Annotated in this window: 17 protein-coding genes and 1 other RNA gene; 12 read left to right on the top strand and 6 right to left on the bottom strand. The window is 60.3% G+C overall.

Translation table 11 applies throughout. The features are described from left to right. Positions 1-3: 3 nt before the first annotated feature. The 12 genes from ACZRMS_RS04135 (at position 4) to ACZRMS_RS04080 (ending at position 10,671) form a co-directional block, all read left to right on the top strand. Positions 4-195: a CcoQ/FixQ family Cbb3-type cytochrome c oxidase assembly chaperone gene (locus ACZRMS_RS04135; protein ID WP_003447209.1), complete on the top strand. Its 192-nt coding sequence runs from the start codon at positions 4-6 to the stop codon at positions 193-195. Then, positions 192-1,169 (top strand): cytochrome-c oxidase, cbb3-type subunit III, encoded by a 978-nt coding sequence (ccoP, locus tag ACZRMS_RS04130; protein WP_463994244.1) that lies wholly within the window; start codon positions 192-194, stop codon positions 1,167-1,169. The genes ACZRMS_RS04135 and ccoP overlap by 4 nt, the downstream gene beginning before the upstream one ends. A 141-nt stretch (positions 1,170-1,310) precedes the next feature. Next, positions 1,311-1,562, top strand: a complete 252-nt coding sequence (locus ACZRMS_RS04125; RefSeq protein ID WP_463994243.1) for a type II toxin-antitoxin system Phd/YefM family antitoxin — start codon at positions 1,311-1,313, stop codon at positions 1,560-1,562. Continuing rightward, positions 1,562-1,972 (top strand): PIN domain-containing protein, encoded by a 411-nt coding sequence (locus tag ACZRMS_RS04120; RefSeq protein ID WP_463994242.1) that lies wholly within the window; start codon positions 1,562-1,564, stop codon positions 1,970-1,972. The genes ACZRMS_RS04125 and ACZRMS_RS04120 overlap by 1 nt, the downstream gene beginning before the upstream one ends. A gap of 216 nt (positions 1,973-2,188) precedes the next feature. After that, positions 2,189-3,604 carry a cytochrome c oxidase accessory protein CcoG gene (ccoG, locus tag ACZRMS_RS04115; RefSeq protein ID WP_463994241.1) on the top strand — a complete coding sequence of 472 codons (1,416 nt, stop codon included), beginning with the start codon at positions 2,189-2,191 and terminating at the stop codon, positions 3,602-3,604. Between the two features lie 11 nt (positions 3,605-3,615). Then, positions 3,616-4,158, top strand: a complete 543-nt coding sequence (locus ACZRMS_RS04110; protein WP_463994240.1) for a FixH family protein — start codon at positions 3,616-3,618, stop codon at positions 4,156-4,158. A 93-nt stretch (positions 4,159-4,251) separates the two neighbouring features. Beyond that, a complete protein-coding gene (locus ACZRMS_RS04105) occupies positions 4,252-6,702 on the top strand; it encodes a heavy metal translocating P-type ATPase (protein ID WP_463994239.1) in 2,451 nt (816 codons plus the stop codon). A 20-nt stretch (positions 6,703-6,722) separates the two neighbouring features. Next, a complete protein-coding gene (gene ccoS / locus ACZRMS_RS04100; RefSeq protein WP_463994238.1) occupies positions 6,723-6,953 on the top strand; it encodes a cbb3-type cytochrome oxidase assembly protein CcoS in 231 nt (76 codons plus the stop codon). After that, positions 6,946-7,629 (top strand): sulfite exporter TauE/SafE family protein, encoded by a 684-nt coding sequence (locus ACZRMS_RS04095; RefSeq protein ID WP_463994237.1) that lies wholly within the window; start codon positions 6,946-6,948, stop codon positions 7,627-7,629. The genes ccoS and ACZRMS_RS04095 overlap by 8 nt, the downstream gene beginning before the upstream one ends. Before the next feature lie 195 nt (positions 7,630-7,824). Beyond that, complete coding sequence (hemN, locus tag ACZRMS_RS04090; RefSeq protein ID WP_463994236.1) at positions 7,825-9,207, top strand: oxygen-independent coproporphyrinogen III oxidase; 1,383 nt, start codon at positions 7,825-7,827, stop codon at positions 9,205-9,207. 131 nt (positions 9,208-9,338) lie between these two features. After that, a complete protein-coding gene (gene fnr / locus ACZRMS_RS04085) occupies positions 9,339-10,073 on the top strand; it encodes a fumarate/nitrate reduction transcriptional regulator Fnr (protein ID WP_463994235.1) in 735 nt (244 codons plus the stop codon). 52 nt (positions 10,074-10,125) lie between these two features. Beyond that, complete coding sequence (locus ACZRMS_RS04080) at positions 10,126-10,671, top strand: adenine phosphoribosyltransferase (RefSeq protein ID WP_463994234.1); 546 nt, start codon at positions 10,126-10,128, stop codon at positions 10,669-10,671. Positions 10,672-10,800: 129 nt separating this feature from the next. On the opposite strand, the gene recR is transcribed toward ACZRMS_RS04080, so the two are convergent. From recR to zipA, 6 genes are all read right to left on the bottom strand, one after another. After that, entirely contained in the window at positions 10,801-11,403 is a 603-nt protein-coding gene (gene recR / locus ACZRMS_RS04075) for a recombination mediator RecR (protein ID WP_048358491.1), read from the bottom strand. A gap of 119 nt (positions 11,404-11,522) precedes the next feature. Beyond that, positions 11,523-11,861, bottom strand: a complete 339-nt coding sequence (locus ACZRMS_RS04070; protein WP_321836769.1) for a YbaB/EbfC family nucleoid-associated protein — start codon at positions 11,859-11,861, stop codon at positions 11,523-11,525. A gap of 77 nt (positions 11,862-11,938) precedes the next feature. Then, positions 11,939-13,999 carry a DNA polymerase III subunit gamma/tau gene (dnaX, locus tag ACZRMS_RS04065; RefSeq protein WP_463994233.1) on the bottom strand — a complete coding sequence of 687 codons (2,061 nt, stop codon included), beginning with the start codon at positions 13,997-13,999 and terminating at the stop codon, positions 11,939-11,941. Positions 14,000-14,215: 216 nt separating this feature from the next. Next, positions 14,216-14,312: signal recognition particle sRNA small type (gene ffs, locus ACZRMS_RS04060), an RNA gene on the bottom strand. Between the two features lie 224 nt (positions 14,313-14,536). Beyond that, positions 14,537-16,894, bottom strand: coding sequence for an NAD-dependent DNA ligase LigA (gene ligA, locus ACZRMS_RS04055; RefSeq protein WP_463994232.1), 2,358 nt, complete (start codon positions 16,892-16,894; stop codon positions 14,537-14,539). A gap of 97 nt (positions 16,895-16,991) precedes the next feature. After that, on the bottom strand, positions 16,992-17,870 hold the full coding sequence (gene zipA / locus ACZRMS_RS04050; protein ID WP_463994231.1) for a cell division protein ZipA: 879 nt from the start codon (positions 17,868-17,870) through the stop codon (positions 16,992-16,994). Positions 17,871-17,922 lie beyond the last annotated feature (52 nt).

The following is a 17,922-nucleotide window of genomic DNA, read 5'->3' as shown; positions in this document are numbered from 1 at the left end:
TAGATGGATATCGGGATGATTCGAGGCCTGGGCACCGTCGTCGTGATGGTGGCTTTTATCGGTTTGGCTTTGTGGGTGTTCAGCCCGCGACGCAAGTCTGAGTTTGACGACGCTACCTTGTTGCCGTTCAAGGATGATCCCGAAGCCATCAAGCACGTCGAGCAAGAGCAAGCTTCTAGGAGTAACAAAGAATGACTACATTCTGGAGTCTGTACGTCACAGTCCTCACTCTGGGTACCATCTTCGCCTTGACCTGGTTGCTGCTGGCCACCCGCAAGGGCCAGCGCAGCGAGCAGACCGACGAGAAAGTCGGGCACGCTTTCGATGGGATCGAAGAGTACGACAACCCGATGCCGAAATGGTGGTTCATGCTGTTTATCGGCACCGTCATTTTTGCCCTTGGTTACCTCGTTCTGTACCCGGGCCTGGGTAACTGGAAAGGCCTGCTGCCGGGCTACCAGTACCTGGACACCAAAGAACAAACTCCATTCGCCAATGGCCAGTCAGGCTGGACCGGCGTTCACGAGTGGGAAAAGGAAATGGCCAAGTCGGACGCCAAGTTTGGTCCGATCTTCGCCAAATTCGCAGCCATGCCCATTGAAGAAGTCGCCAAGGATCCGCAAGCACTGAAAATGGGTGGCCGTCTGTTCGCGTCCAACTGTTCCGTGTGCCACGGTTCCGACGCCAAGGGCGCATATGGCTTCCCGAACCTGACCGACGCCGACTGGCGCTGGGGCGGTGCGCCGGCAGACATCAAGACCACCATCATGGATGGTCGTCACGCTGTCATGCCGGGCTGGTCTGAAGTGATTGGCGAGCAAGGCGTCAGCGACGTAGCTGCCTACGTGCTGACCAACCTTGATGGCCGCAAACTGCCGGAAGGCGCGAAGGCCGACCCTGCCAAAGGCAAGGAAATCTTCGCCACCAACTGTTCGGTTTGCCACGGGCCTGAAGGCAAGGGCAACCCGCTGATGGGCGCACCTGACCTGACCCACCCGGGGGCATTCATCTACGGTTCGAGCTTCGCTCAACTGCAGCAGACCATCCGTTACGGCCGTCAGGGCCAGATGCCTGCACAGGCTGGCATGCAAGGGAATGACAAGGTTCACTTGCTGGCCGCCTACGTTTACAGCCTGTCCCACGGCGATGACGCCAAGGCAGCCGAGTAACGCAGTCGGGTAAACGCTACAAAAAACGGCCCCGCCAACGAACGTTGACGGGGCCTTTTTTGTTTCTGGCGTTTTTGGTTTGCACCCTTGCACAGTAAAGTAGTAACGTTACTACATCCGTTCTTTGGGAGGCCCAACCCCATGACCATCACCACCATTTCAAGCCGTGAGTTCAATCAGGACACAAGCGGTGCCAAAAAAGCATCCCGTCAGGGGCCGGTTTACATCACCGACCGTGGCCGCCCCGCCCATGTACTGCTATGCATGGAGGAGTACCAACGGCTGACCGGCCTGGACACCAGCATTGTCGACCTGCTGGTGATACCCGAAACAACGCCGGTTGAATTTGAACCCGAACGCGCAGTCATCACGCCGCGCCCAGTGGATTTCTAATGTTCCTGCTCGATACCAACGTGGTTTCTGAACTGCGCAAAGCCCAGGCCGACCCTGCAGTGGTAGCCTGGGCCCGCAGTGTCCCCGCTTACAAACTGTATATCTCGGCCATTACCCTGCTTGAAATCGAAACCGGCATCCTGCGCCTGGAACGTCGCGACCCGACGCAAGCCGCACCGCTGCGCAACTGGCTCGAAGCCCATGTGGTACCGGCCTTTGCCGGGCGCGTGCTATCGATTGACGGGACCGTTGCCAGGCGCTGTGCCCGCCTGCACGTCCCTGACCGCAGCAATGAATGCGATGCCCTGATCGCAGCTACGGCACTGGTGCACGGCCTGACCGTCGTCACCCGAAATACCAAGGACTTCGCCTTCAGCAACGCCCCATTGCTCAACCCTTGGGAGCCTTGATTCAGAGCATTGCGCAACTCAGTCGACGGGTTAAGTCAATTGATCCATGTCACGACTTGTTACAACTCCTATACCAACTCATTCTTTTTCGGAACGCGACCAAAGGTCGCACCCTTGAGCTAGAGTCACAGGCGTATCATTACGCCACTGCTACACCTTCTGACCGCGGTCGGCATGTACTGACCGAGGCACTTTCCACTGCCGTGGGACGCACTAATGAGCAATCAGATTCCTGTACACGACGTCACGCCACCTGCCAAAAAACCCACTGAAAGCGTCGATTTGTACGCGGCCCGGGAAAAAATCTACACCCGTGCCTTCACCGGCCTTTTCCGCAACCTGCGCATCGGTGGCGGAGCCATCCTGTTCCTGCTGTATTTCGGTACGGTGTGGCTCAACTGGGGTGGCCATCAAGCCGTCTGGTGGAACCTTCCCGAGCGTAAATTCTTTATTTTTGGCGCCACTTTCTGGCCACAGGATTTCATCCTGCTGTCCGGCCTGCTGATCGTCGCAGCCTTCGGCCTGTTCTTCATTACCGTGTACGCCGGGCGCGTGTGGTGCGGCTATACCTGCCCGCAAAGTGTCTGGACCTGGGTGTTCATGTGGTGCGAAAAGGTTACTGAAGGCGACCGCAACCAGCGCATCAAGCTCGACAAGGCGCCAATGAGTGCCAACAAGTTCCTGCGCAAGCTCAGCAAGCACACGATGTGGCTGCTGATCGGATTTGTGACGGGCATGACCTTTGTCGGTTACTTCTCGCCGATTCGCGAACTGGTGTTCGACTTCTTTACCGGTCAGGCCGATGGCTGGGCGTATTTCTGGGTCGGCTTTTTCACCCTCGCCACCTACGGCAACGCAGGTTGGCTGCGCGAGCAGGTGTGCATTTACATGTGCCCGTATGCTCGCTTCCAGAGCGTGATGTTCGATAAAGACACCCTGATCGTTTCCTACGATCCCCGTCGCGGCGAAGTCCGTGGCCCGCGCAAAAAAGAGGCTGACTACAAGGCCCTGGGCCTGGGCGACTGCATTGACTGCACCATGTGCGTGCAGGTGTGCCCGACCGGGATCGATATCCGTGACGGACTGCAGATCGAGTGCATCGGTTGCGCCGCGTGCATCGACGCCTGCGACAGCATCATGGACAAGATGAACTACCCCCGCGGCCTGATCAGCTACACCACCGAGCACAACCTCTCGGGCCAGAAAACCCATAAGTTGCGCCCGCGCCTGATTGGTTACGCGCTGGTATTGCTGACCATGATGGGGCTGCTGGCCGCCGCATTTTTCACCCGCACACTGGTGGGCTTCGATGTCAGCAAGGACCGCGTGCTCTACCGCGAAAACGCTGAAGGCCGGATCGAAAACGTCTACAGCCTGAAGATCATGAACAAGGATCAGCAAGACCACACCTACGTGCTGGATGCCACTGGCCTGCCTGACCTCAAGCTGCAAGGCAGACGCGAAATCAAGGTCGCGGCCGGCGATATCGTCAGCCTGCCGGTCGAGTTGTCGATTGCGCCCGAGAAGCTACCGTCAAGCACCAACGAGGTGTTCTTTATCCTCAAGGACGCCGATAACAACGACGTCACTGTTAAAGCCAAGAGCCGATTCATCGGCCCACAAATCAGATAAGAGAACTCGCCATGCCCGCAGCAAATGCCTCCAGCCCCTGGTACAAGCATCTTTGGCCCTGGATCATCATCGCCATCCTCGCCTGTTCGGTAACCTTGACCCTGTCAATGGTCACCATTGCCGTGAACAACCCGGACAACCTGGTAAACGACAATTACTACGAGGCAGGCAAAGGCATCAACCGTGCACTGGACCGTGAACTGCTGGGCCAGACCCTGCAACTGAAAGCCAAGCTGCGCCTGGACGAAATGACCGGTGAAGTCGTGCTGCTGCTTGAGGGCAACAGCAAGCCGCAGGTGCTGGAGCTGAACCTGATCTCTCCGACCCAGCCTGAAAAAGACCGCAAGATCAGCCTTAGCCAGAGCGCGTCAGAGCCTGGGCGCTACATCGGCCAGCTGGACGACAAGATCGAAGGTCGCCGCTTTGTCGAATTGCTGGGCGTAGAAGACGGCAAAACCTGGCGTCTGTTTGAGGAAGAAGTGGTCGGCCATGACCAGGACCTGTTGCTGGGCGACGAGCCGATCCAGGGCGCAGAAGACCACCACAAGAAGTAATCCCGTTGCGGGCAAGCCGGTTCCTGCCACTGCAGGAGCGGGCTTGCCCGCAATGACGTTCTTCCCTGCGACACAAAACCGCGATAGACCGCCATGACATCTCCCGTTCCCTGCTATCACTGCGCCCTGCCCGTCCCGTCTGGCAGTCGCTTTACCGCCGTTGTTCTGGGCGAAGTTCGCGAGTTCTGCTGCCCCGGCTGCCAGGCAGTGGCCGAAGCCATCGTGGCCGGCGGCCTCGAAAGCTACTACCAGCACCGCAGCGAACCTTCTGCCAACCCCCAGGCGCTGCCCGTGCAACTGGTGGAAGAACTGGCGCTGTATGACCGCGCCGATGTGCAAAAACCCTTTGTCCGGCATGAAGGCGAACAGGCCGAAGCCACGCTGCTGGTCGAAGGCATCAGCTGCGCCGCCTGTGGCTGGCTGATTGAAAAACACCTGCGCAGCCTGCCCGCCGTGAGCGAGGCGCGGCTCAACCTGTCCAACCATCGCCTGCACGTGCGCTGGGCCGACAGCCAGTTGCCCCTCAGTAAAGTCCTGAGCGAACTGCGACATATCGGTTATGCCGCGCACCCTTACCAGGCCGACCGCGCCACAGAACAACTGGCCAGCGAAAACCGCCTGGCTCTGCGTCAGTTGGGTGTCGCCGGGCTGCTGTGGTTTCAGGCAATGATGGCAACCATGGCCACCTGGCCCGAATTCAACATCGACCTCAGCCCCGAGATGCACACCATCCTGCGCTGGGTCGCGCTGTTCTTGACCACGCCCATCGTGTTCTACAGCTGCGCACCCTTTTTCAAAGGCGCCATGCGCGATCTGCGTACCCGCCACCTGACCATGGATGTGTCAGTGTCACTGGCCATCGGCGGCGCCTATATTGCCGGGATCTGGACCGCCATCACCGGCATCGGCGAATTGTATTTCGATGCTGTCGGCATGTTCGCCCTGTTCTTGCTCACGGGGCGTTACCTCGAACGCCGCGCCCGCGAGCGCACCGCTGCCGCCACCGCGCAGCTGGTCAATCTGCTGCCCGCCTCCTGCCTGCGCTTGAGCGGCGACGGCCAGAGCGAACGCATCCTGCTGACCGAACTGAAAGTCGGCGACCACGTGCTGGTACACCCCGGCGCGATTCTTCCGGCAGACGGCAAGATCCTTGATGGCCAGTCAAGCGTCGACGAGTCCCTGCTGACCGGCGAATACCTGCCGCAGCCACGCCGCATCGGCGATGCAGTCACGGCAGGCACCCTGAACGTCGAAGGCGCACTGACCATCGAAGTCACGGCACTGGGCCAGGACACGCGCCTGTCCGCCATCGTGCGCTTGCTGGATCGCGCCCAAAGCGAAAAGCCGCGCCTGGCCGAAATTGCCGACACTGCCGCGCAATGGTTCCTGCTGTTTTCATTGATCGCCGCGGCCGGTATCGGCCTGTTGTGGTGGCAGCTTGATCCGTCACGGGCCTTCTGGATTGTGCTGGCGATGCTGGTGGCCACGTGTCCTTGTGCGTTGTCCCTGGCCACCCCCACAGCACTCACCGCGGCCACCGGCACCTTGCACAAGCTGGGCTTGCTGCTGACTCGCGGCCACGTGATCGAGGGCCTGAACCAGATCGACACGGTGATTTTCGACAAAACCGGCACCTTGACCGAGGGGCGCCTGACATTACGTGCCATTCGCCCCTTGCGCGATCTTGACGCCGACCAGTGCCTGGGCCTCGCGGCCGCCCTGGAAAACCGTTCCGAACACCCCATTGCCCGCGCCTTTGGCCGTGCCCCGCAAGCCGCCGAGGAAGTCCACAGCACGCCGGGCCTGGGCCTTGAAGGACTGGTCGGCGAACAGCGTTTGCGTATTGGCCAGCCCGGGTTTGTTTGCGAACTGAGCCACTGCCAGGTCCCGGACATGCCGGATGAACCCGGCCAATGGCTGTTGCTGGGCGATACCCTCGGCGTACTGGCCTGGTTCGTCCTCGATGACCGCCTGCGTGACGACGCCCCCGCGCTGCTGGCTGCGTGCAAGGCGCGCGGCTGGCATACGCTGCTGCTCTCCGGGGACAGCTCGCCGATGGTCGCCAGCGTGGCTGCCGAGCTGGGTATCGATGAAGCACAGGGCGGGTTGCGCCCGGATGACAAGCTGCAAGTCCTGCAGCAACTGCACGCCCGGGGCCGCAAGGTGCTGATGCTGGGTGACGGGGTCAATGATGTCCCGGTGCTCGCCGCCGCCGATATCAGCGTGGCGATGGGCTCGGCCACGGACCTGGCCAAAACCAGCGCCGACGCGGTACTGCTGTCCAATCGCCTGGACGCCCTGGTTCAGGCTTTTACCCTGGCGCGCCGCACACGCCGGGTGATCATCGAGAACCTGCTGTGGGCCGGCCTGTACAATGGCCTTATGCTTCCCTTTGCTGCCCTGGGCTGGATCACCCCCATCTGGGCCGCCATCGGCATGTCGATCAGCTCGCTGACCGTGGTGCTCAATGCCTTGCGCCTGACTCGCATGCCCGGCCAGGCGCATACTCCAGCCACGTCACACTCGCGCACGCCTGCGGCCTGAAGCGGTCGCCCGGAGCCCCTATGCCAGCCCTCTACGTCATGATCCCTGCGGCCCTGCTGATTGTCGCCATCGCCATCTACATCTTCTTCTGGGCGGTAGACAGCGGCCAGTACGACGACCTCGACAGCCCGGCCCACAGCATCCTGTTCGACGACCAGGACCCGCAGCACACCGCCGCCGTCGAAGAAGCGAAAAACCTGCACCCGGAGTCACCCGCAGACACCGACAAAAAAGCGCCTCCCCATGCTTGAGCTGGCACCGCTGCTGGTATCGGCCGTCATTTTGGGCCTGCTCGGAGGCGGGCATTGCCTGGGCATGTGCGGTGGCCTGATGGGTGCGCTGACCCTGGCCATCCCCAAAGAGCAACGCAGCCGACGCTTCAGGCTGCTATTGGCCTACAACCTGGGAAGAATTCTTAGCTATGCCACGGCGGGATTACTGCTGGGCCTGGCCGGATGGGCGGTGGCCAACAGCCCGGCAGCGATGTACATGCGCATTCTGGCCGGGCTGTTGCTGATTTGCATGGGCCTGTACCTGGCCGGCTGGTGGAGCGGCCTGACCCGCATCGAAGGCCTGGGCCGCGGCCTGTGGCGGCACATACAGCCCGTGGCCACCCGCCTGCTGCCGGTGTCGAGCCTGCCCCGCGCCCTGCTGCTGGGCGCGCTCTGGGGCTGGCTGCCCTGCGGCCTCGTCTACAGCACACTGATCTGGTCCGCCAGCCAGGGCAGCGCCATCGACAGTGCACTTTTGATGCTCGCGTTTGGCCTTGGCACCTGGCCCGTGCTGCTCGCTACCGGCCTGGCGGCCGAACGCGTGACGGCGCTGCTGCGCAAACGCAGCGTGCGCATGGCAGGCGGGTTGCTGGTGATTGTCTTCGGCATCTGGACCCTGCCCGGCCCGCATCAGCATTGGTTGATGGGGCACTGATTTAAATACTTTGTAGCCGCTGCCGCAGGCTGCAATGGACTGCGAACAGGCCTGGTTTTTGAAGGCCCTGCGGCCCTTGTCGCAGCCTGTGGCAGGGAATAACCGCAATCACAGCCGTTGACGCACATCAAGGTGTCAAAAATCCGCAGCCCCTAGACTCCAACGCATTGTCAGTCATCCCAGGGGAATGCCCGCATGCTCGACGCCATTCGTTGGGACCCAGATTTGATTCACCGCTACGACCTGGCCGGCCCGCGTTACACCTCATACCCGACGGCGCTGCAGTTCAACGATCAGGTCAGCCCGTTCGACCTCCTGCACGCACTGCGCGAAAGCCGCAAGGCGCAGCGCCCGTTGTCGCTGTATGTGCACGTGCCGTTCTGCGCGAACATTTGCTACTACTGCGCCTGTAACAAGGTCATCACCAAAGACCGTGGCCGGGCCCAGCCCTACCTGCAAAAACTGGAACACGAAATCCGGATGATTGCCTGCCACCTCGACCCCAGACAAAAGGTCGAGCAGTTGCACTTCGGGGGCGGCACGCCGACTTTTCTCAGCCACGACGAATTGCGCCAGCTGATGGCCAAATTGCGCCAGCACTTCAATCTGCTGGACGACGACTCGGGTGACTACGGCATCGAAATCGACCCGCGGGAGGCCGACTGGTCAACCATGGGCCTGTTACGCGAACTGGGTTTCAACCGCGTCAGTATCGGTCTGCAAGACCTCGATCCGGACGTACAGCGAGCGGTCAACCGCCTGCAAAGCCTGGAGGAAACCCGGGCGGTGATCGACGCGGCGCGCACCCTGCAGTTCCGTTCGATCAATATCGACCTGATCTACGGCCTGCCCAAGCAAACCCCCGAAGCCTTTGCGCGAACCGTTGATGAAGTGATCAGCTTGCAGCCCGATCGCCTGTCAGTGTTCAACTACGCCCACTTGCCCGAACGCTTCATGCCCCAGCGCCGGATCAACAGCAGCGACCTGCCCTCGCCCGCCATGAAGCTGCAGATGCTGGAACGTACCATCGAGCAACTGACTGGCGCCGGGTACCGCTACATCGGCATGGATCACTTTGCATTGCCGGACGACGAACTGGCGATTGCCCAGGAAGAGTCCACCCTGCAGCGCAACTTCCAGGGCTACACCACCCACGGTCATTGCGACCTGATCGGGCTTGGCGTATCGGCCATCAGCCAGATTGGCGACCTGTACTGCCAGAACGACAGTGATATCGCGCATTACCAGCACACCCTCGCCAGCGGCCAGCTCGCCACCAAGCGTGGCCTGCTGTGCAATCAGGACGACCGGATACGGCGCGAAGTCATTCAGCAGATCATTTGCAATTTGCACCTGCCCTTCGCCCGCATCGAACATGCCTTCAATATCGACTTCCGGGGCTATTTCGCGGCGCAGTGGCCGATGCTCAAAACCATGGCTGCAGACGGGCTGATAGCCCTGGACGACCAGCAATTGACCGTACTGCCCGCCGGGCGACTACTGGTGCGTTCGGTGTGCATGGTGTTCGATGCCTATCTGGAGCAGCAAGGCCGCCAACGCTTTTCGCGGGTGATCTAAGACGTTTGACCGGGCTCGGGCCCGGTCGGCCACACATGACATGAGTGCTCCAGCATGGTGCGACTGGCCTCCCCCCCCTGCGCTGAGTTACCCTTGCATCTTATGTGTGTTTTCCTACAAGGATTTAAGAAATGCCCGAGCCAGTAAAAGTGCGCGCTCATAACCAGGCACATTGCAAGGATTGCAGCCTGGCCCCTCTTTGCTTGCCACTTTCGTTGAACCTGGAAGACATGGACGCGCTTGAGGAAATCGTCAAGCGTGGCCGCCCCCTGAAAAAAGGCGAGTTCCTGTTCCGCCAGGGCGATACTTTCGGCTCGGTGTATGCCGTGCGCTCCGGCGCACTGAAAACGTTCAGCCTGAGTGACAGCGGTGAAGAGCAAATTACCGGTTTCCACCTGCCAAGCGAGCTGGTCGGCCTTTCCGGCATGGACACTGAAACCTATCCGGTGTCGGCTCAAGCACTGGAGACCACGCCAGTGTGCGAAATCCCTTTCGAGCGTCTTGACGAACTCTCCGTGCAATTGCCGCAGCTGCGTCGCCAGCTCATGCGTGTGATGAGCCGGGAAATTCGTGACGACCAGCAAATGATGTTGTTGCTGTCGAAAAAGACTGCGGACGAGCGCATTGCGACCTTCCTGGTCAACCTGTCAGCGCGCTTTCGTGCCCGCGGCTTCTCGGCCAATCAGTACCGCCTGAGCATGTCGCGCAACGAAATCGGCAATTACCTGGGCCTGGCCGTAGAGACCGTCTCCCGCGTGTTCACCCGCCTGCAGGAAAACCAGCTGATCACGGCCGAAGGCAAGGAAGTGCATATCCTTGACCCGATCAAGCTGTGTGCCCTGGCGGGCGGTTCCCTGGAAGTCTAAGACAGCTTGACGGGTTATACTGGCGCGCTTAACGCACGCCAGGACACCCGATATGGTCTTCGACGACTTTTGCCTCAAATCCCTGATCCGCCCGGTAGTTGATTTCCCCAAGCCGGGAGTCATCTTTCGCGATATCACACCACTGTACCAATCGCCCCGCGCCATGCGGGTGATCGCCGACCGCTTTATCGAGCGCTACGTCGAGGCTGACTTCAGCCACATCGGCGCCATGGATGCCCGTGGATTTCTGATCGGTTCGGTACTTGCCCATCAACTCAACAAGCCGCTGATCCTGTTTCGCAAACAAGGCAAATTGCCCGCTGACGTATTGGCCGAAGGCTATCAGACGGAATATGGCGAAGCGTTTCTGGAGGTTCACGCCGACAGCCTGTGCGAAGGCGACTCGTTGCTGATCGTGGATGACCTGATCGCTACAGGCGGCACGCTGATCGCGGCAGCCAACCTGGTGCGGCGCATGGGGGCGCAGGTGTTTGAAGCGGCTGCGATTATCGACCTCCCTGAGCTGGGCGGCTCGCAGCGCCTGCAGGACTTGGGTGTACCTACATTCTGCCTGACCGAATTTTCGTTAACCGAGTAATACCTGAACATCACTTGTGGGAGCGGGCTTGCTCGCGATTCAGACGCTACGGTTTTCAGTTGAACCGCGTTGATGCCATCGCGAGCAAGCCCGCTCCTACATGGGTCAGACCAGCACCCGCAGTCGTTGTCAGAGCGTAATCGGCCGACGCCCCGAGAACGAATGGGCCAATGTACCGCCATCCACCAGTTCCAGCTCGCCACCCAGCGGCACGCCGTGGGCGATGCGCGAGGCGATCAGGCCCTTGTTGCTCAGCAGCTGGGCAATGTAATGCGCAGTGGCTTCGCCTTCGACTGTGGGGTTGGTGGCCAGGATCACTTCGGCGAAGGTGCCCTGCTCCGCAATGCGTGTCATCAACTGCGGAATCCCAATCGCCTCGGGCCCCAGGCCATCGAGCGGCGACAAGTGCCCCTTGAGCACAAAGTAACGACCGCGATAGCCGGTCTGCTCAACGGCATACACATCCATCGGCCCCTCGACCACGCACAACAAGGTGTCGTCACGGCGCATATCGGCACACTGCGGGCACAAATCGTCCTCCGTCAGGGTTCTGCACAGCCGGCAATGCCCCACGCCCTCCATCGCCTGAGTCAACGCCAGCGCCAGGCGCGAGCCGCCACTGCGGTCACGTTCAAGCAATTGCAGGGCCATGCGCTGCGCGGTCTTTTGACCCACACCCGGCAAAGTGCGCAAGGCATCGATCAGTTGGCGAATCAGGGGGCTAAAGCTCATAGGGAAAGGTCCGACAAAACAACGAGACGCGGTTTATACCCGCGGTGTGGGCCAGCGTCAAATGCCCGTAAAACAGGCAAAAAAATGCCAGGCGCGAGGCCTGGCATTCTTCAAGCGCCTTAGAACGGCAGCTTCATGCCCGGCGGCAGTTGCATGCCGGCAGTCACACCAGACATTTTGTCCTGGCTGTTGGCTTCGACCTTGCGCACGGCGTCGTTGACGGCAGCGGCAAACAGATCTTCCAGCACTTCACGGTCGTCTTCGCTGACACCTTCAAGCAGGGCCGGATCAATGCTTACACGCTTGATGTCGTGACGACCGGTCATGACTACAGTCACCATGTCGCCACCGGCCTTGCCGGTCACTTCTGCATTGGCCAGTTCTTCCTGCATCTTGGCCATTTTTTCCTGCATCTGCTGCGCCTGCTTCATCAGGCCGGCCATGCCACCTTTCATCATGGGAATCACCTCAAACGTTATTTGGACAATGCACCCGGGATCAAAACGGCCCCGGGTTGTAAGTTTCTATCCTGGCGTTACTGAGCCTGAGTCTCGGCAACGTCTACAGGTTGAATCGTATCCTCACGGACTGCCGCGCCAAACTGCTCGACCATTTGCCGGATCAGCGGATCGGCATAGATCGACTCTTCAGCCAGGCGCTGACGCTCTGCACGAAAGCGTGAAGCCGCCTGGGCCGGGGTTTCCTGCTCCGGCTTGACCAGCTCGATAGTTACTTTGAGTGTGCGCTGAGTGTACTGGTTCAGTGCATCGTTGAGCCGGCGCTGCTGGGTCAGGTTAAACAGTGCGCTGTGGGCCGGATCCAGGTGCAACAGCCAGTCATCACCGTCAACGGCAATCAGGGTGCAGTTGGCGCCAATGCTGGCGGTCATGCCCGATACCGGTAATTTGGGGAACATGTTCAGCCATTCAAGTGCCAGCCCGGTCGCCGGCATTGCAGCAGGCAGCGGCTCGGGTTCCGGCGCAGGCTCGGCCGCATGCTCACTGGCCAGCTCGTCGAGGTAGCTGTACGCCGCCGAGTCCATATCCGGCTCAATGTAATCTTCATCCAGCGGCGGCTCGTCGTCGCGGTCGATACCTGAAAGCGCTGCATCCACTTGTTCAGGGGTCGGCTCGGGTATGGGTGCGGCGGTCCACTCGGGTGCATCCGGCACGACGCTGTCAGGCGTCGGCAGAGGCATTGGTGGCAACTCGGACGGCTCGCCCACGGTGTCCAGCATCGGCTCAGGCGCAGCCTCGGCTTCGATCACCGGCACTGACGGCTCGTTCCAGGGCAAGTCCTTTTCCGGCACGGCAGGTGCCTTGGGCGCGACTACAGGAGCAGGTGCGGCCACAGGTTCTGGCTTGGGCGCCTCTACCACTGGCGCCGGCGCCACAACAGGCGCAGCAGCTATTGGCGCAACAGGGGTTACAGCCGCCACGGTCCGGGCGGAATCAACTGTGGCCTGGCTGATCCCCACTGGCTTTAGCGGCTGACTCGGGGCATTACCGGAGTCCGCCGGGCGGAAGGCAAGCATCCGCAACAAGACCATCTCAAAGCCGCCTCGCGGGTCCGGGGCCAGCGGCAGGTCGCGCCGGCCAATCAGGCCCATCTGGTAATAAAACTGCACATCTTCGGCGGGCAGTGCCTTGGCCAGCGCCAACACCCGGTCACGGTCGCCATGACCGTTGTCGACACCTTCAGGCAGTGCCTGGGCAATCGCAACGCGATGAAATACGTTAAGAATTTCGGAAAGTACGCCGCTCCAGTCCGGCCCTTGCTCGGCCAGATGGCGCACAGCTTCAAGCAGAGCCCGCGCATCACCCTCGATCAGCGCGTGCAACAGGTCAAAGACCTGACCGTGGTCGAGCGTGCCGAGCATTGCCCGGACATCGGCCGCCAGCACCTTGCCTTCACCAAACGCAATGGCCTGGTCGGTCAGGCTCATCGCATCACGCATCGAGCCGTCCGCTGCGCGGCCCAGCAGCCACAACGCATCATCTTCAAACGGGACGTTTTCAGCGCCAAGCACGTGGGTCAAATGCTCGACCACACGCTCGGGCGTCATGTTTTTCAGCGAGAACTGCAGGCAACGGGAAAGAATCGTCGCCGGCAGTTTTTGCGGATCGGTGGTCGCCAGGATGAATTTGACGTAGGGCGGCGGCTCTTCAAGGGTTTTGAGCAGCGCATTGAACGAATGGCTGGAGAGCATGTGCACTTCGTCGATCAGGTAGACCTTGAAGCGTCCACGGCTCGGCGCGTACTGCACGTTATCGAGCAGCTCACGGGTGTCTTCGACCTTGGTGCGGCTGGCGGCGTCGATTTCGATCAGGTCGACAAAGCGCCCCTCATCGATTTCGCGGCAAACCGAACACTCACCGCACGGGGTCGAGGTGATACCTGTTTCACAGTTCAGGCATTTGGCGATGATCCGCGCGATGGTGGTCTTGCCGACGCCACGGGTACCGGTAAAGAGGTAGGCGTGGTGCAGGCGCTGACTGTCCAGGGCGTTGATCAGAGCCTTGAGCACATGGGTCTGGCCGACCATTTCGCGGAACGAGCGCGGACGCCATTTACGTGCAAGAACCTGATAACTCATTGATAACCGTCGCGTCTGAAAAGCGGAAGGGGCTAATGCTAGCGGAGCAAGGCCAAAATTGCATCCGATGCGCACTTTAAACTGCTCGGCACTGCTGCAATGAGGGTTTAACCCACGCACGACGATACGCCGACAGTTCGCTTGAACGTCGAAAGTAACCGGATTTGAATTTTGACTAAAACCCTGCAGAATTGAGGATTTTTAAAATGGAGGCAACCCCACCAGCCACACCCCGGCACACAATGTTCCCGCTGTGGCTGCTTCCTTCCGGATCTGACCAGGTTCACGGGTAATCGTTGCGGGGGGACCGATAGGGTCACCATAACAACATCCGCCTAGCAGCGAACGGCGCCATTGTACCTGTCTGAGAAAAACTTACAACCGCTGCTGCAAGAATAAAAAAATGAATGGGCTCAAGCACTTGGAATCAGGTGCGACTTTTAGTGGAAGCGGGCTTGCTCGCGATGGTATCGCCTCGGTTTGCCTGACAGACCGCAGCGCCTGCAGCGCGAGCAAGCCCGCTCCCACAAGAGGCTATTAGATTGAAATACCCTGCTCTTTCAAAAACGCCACAAAAGCTTCTTCATCCAGAACCTTGAGCCCCAGCTCATTGGCCTTGACCAGCTTGGAGCCGGCACCCGGGCCCGCCACGACGCAATGGGTCTTACCCGAGACCGAACCCGAAACCTTGGCCCCCAGGCTCTCCAGCTTGTCTTTGGCAACGTCGCGGCTCATCAACTCCAGCGAACCGGTCAGCACCCAGGTCTGGCCAGCCAGCGGCAAGCCTGCTACGGCCTTTTTCTCGCTCTGCCAGTGCATGCCGAACTCCCGCAGCTGCGCTTCGATTTCCAGCGCCATGCGGGCGTTTTCAGAGTTATCGAAAAATTCACGCACCGCCTTGGCCTGCTTCTCGGGCAACGCCTGACGCATATCGAGCCAGTCTGCGTTGATCACACCTTCCAGCGAGCCAAATTTTTCCGCCAGCTTCTGCGCACCGCCCGGCCCGACCGAGGGAATCTGCAGTTTGTCGATCAGCCCGCCCAAGGTGGTACTGGCCGCGAACTCGGCCCCCAGTTCACCCTGGTCCTGCAACTCGAGCCCGCGCTCGAGCAGTTGTGCGATCACCTGCTGGTTGTGCGCATCGCTGAAGAAGCTGTGAATCTCGTGAGCCACTTCCAGGCCAACATCCGGCAAGTACGTGAGTACTTGCGGCAAGGCACGCTGAACGCGCTCAAGGGAGGCCAATGAACGCGCCAGCACCTTGGCGGTTTCTTCGCCCACATCGGGAATGCCCAGTGCATAGATGAAACGCGCCAGGGTCGGGCGCTTGCTATCGGCAATGGCCTGCAGCAGGTTGTTGCTCGACAGCTCGGCAAAACCTTCCAGATCGACAATCTGCTCAAAGGCCAGGGTGTAGAGGTCGGCCGGGGAGCTCACCAGACCTTCATCGACCAACTGCTCGACGCTTTTCTCGCCCAGACCTTCAATATCCATCGCCCGGCGCGAGACAAAATGAATAATTGCCTGTTTAAGCTGTGCACCACAGGCCAGCCGCCCAACGCAGCGATACACCGCACCTTCGCTGATGGTTTCGCGGCCCTTGCTGCGCTTGATCAGTTGCGTGCGCTCGACATGGGAACCGCACACCGGGCAGCTTTCAGGGATCTGCACCGCACGGGCATCTTCAGGGCGGCGCTCCAGCACCACCTGTACGACCTGGGGAATCACATCGCCGGCACGGCGAATAATCACCGTATCGCCAATCATCAGTCCCAGTCGCGCCACTTCGTCCATGTTATGCAGCGTCGCATTGGACACTGTCACACCGGCTACCTTGACCGGCTTGAGGCGTGCCACAGGCGTCACCGCACCGGTGCGTCCGACCTGGAACTCCACATCCAGCAGTTCGGTCAGCTCTTCCATCGCCGGGAATTTATGGGCAATGGCCCAACGCGGCTCACGGGCCCGAAAGCCCAGCTCGCGTTGCGAAGCCAGGCTGTTGACCTTGAACACTACGCCGTCGATTTCATATGGCAACGATGCTCGGCGCTCACCAATGTCACGGTAGTAGTCCAGACACTCGGCAATACCCCTGGCCAGTTTCAGCTCGTGACTGATAGGCATGCCCCATTGCTGCAACTGCTTGAGGTTGCCGATATGGGTATCGGAGAACTCCTCGGATACCTGCCCCAGACCGTAGCAGCAAAATTCCAGCGGGCGGCTGGCGGTAATTTTCGAGTCCAGCTGGCGCAAGCTGCCGGCCGCCGCGTTACGCGGATTGGCGAAGGTCTTGGCGCCAGCGGCGAGCTGAGTCTCATTGAGGCGCTCAAAGCCGGCCTTGGACATAAAGACCTCCCCGCGCACTTCCAGCACGGTGGGCCAGCCGCTGCCATGCAGTTTGAGCGGGATATTGCGCACGGTGCGCACGTTGATACTGATGTCTTCACCAGTGGTGCCATCACCCCGGGTCGCACCGCGCACCAGATTCCCGTCCTGATACAGCAAGCTGACCGCCAGCCCGTCAAGCTTGGGCTCACAGCTGTATTCCACTTCGGCGCCGCCGCCAAACAGATCACCTGCGGGCACATCCAGACCTTCGCTGACACGACGGTCAAACTCGCGCATATCAGTCTCATCGAACGCGTTACCCAGACTCAGCATGGGCACTTCGTGACGCACCTGGGTGAAGGCTGATAACGCCTTGCTGCCCACGCGCTGGGTCGGCGAGTCGGCAGTCACCAGCTCCGGGTGCGCCGCTTCCAGCGCCTTCAACTCGTGAAACAGGCGATCGTACTCGGCGTCCGGAATGCTCGGTTCGTCGAGTACGTGATAGCGGTAGTTATGCTGATCCAGTTCAGCGCGCAGCTCTAGAATTCGGGTATTTGCGGCGGTCATGGGGTGTTCTCTCACAAAGCAAAAGAGCAGCCGAGGCTGCTCCTTGTGTTAATCATTTTGCATGTGCGCGGGAGCAGGCAAGCCGCCCCCCACATGTTCAGCGTTTTTGAGTCAGGGCGCGGCGTTCGAATTCAACGATGCGCTGACGGTAATGTTCAATGGTCTGGGCTGTCAGCACACTGCGCTGGTCATCCTTGAGCTCACCGTTGAGCTCCTGGGACAGCTTGCGTGCAGCGGCAACCATGACGTCGAAAGCCTGCTTGGGATGACGCGGCCCCGGCAAACCCAGGAAGAAGCTGACGGCCGGGGTGCTGAACAGGTCAATATCATCCAGATCGAACACGCCCGGCTTTACCGCGTTGGCCATGGAGAACAGAACTTCACCGTTGCCGGCCATGCTTTCGTGACGGTGGAAAATATCCATCTCGCCAAAACGCAGACCGCTTTCCAGGATGTTCTGCAACAGCGCCGGGCCCTTGAACCCTGCAGGGTCACGGCTGATTACGCTGATCACCAGCACTTCTTCAGCGGCCTGCTGCGGTTGCGGCTCCTTGACCTCGACTGCCGCCACGCTTGGGGCTGAACGCCCGCGCGGCTTGGCTTCAGGCGCGAAATCATCATCGCGGGCGCTGATGCTCGGGCCGTCATCCAGATCAAGGTTGAGGTTCAGGTCACCCTGGCTAGGCTCGCCGCTACGCTTGCTGCGCTTGGCGCCTTTATCCCGGGCCGGCATGCTGACGGATGGCAGGTCGTGCTCATCCAGCTGCGGCTCTTTATGGTGTGGCGTATCCAGAACCCGCGAAGGCCCCAGAAGCTCCGGACTGCTCTCGTCGTCAGGGGCGCCGGAAAAGCTTCGATCAAGGCGAAACTTGAGCTTGCCCTTGCCACCGCGCATGCGGCGCCAGCCATCAAAAAGAATACCGGCTATGACCACTATGCCGATGACTATCAGCCACTCGCGCAGACCGATTTCCATGTAATCCCGTGCCCCTAAAAAATGATTCTATGAAGAAGAGCCTAAAGCCCTT

The organism is Pseudomonas sp. B424 (genome assembly GCF_055408345.1).
This window is presented reverse-complemented; position numbering and strand designations above follow the sequence as displayed.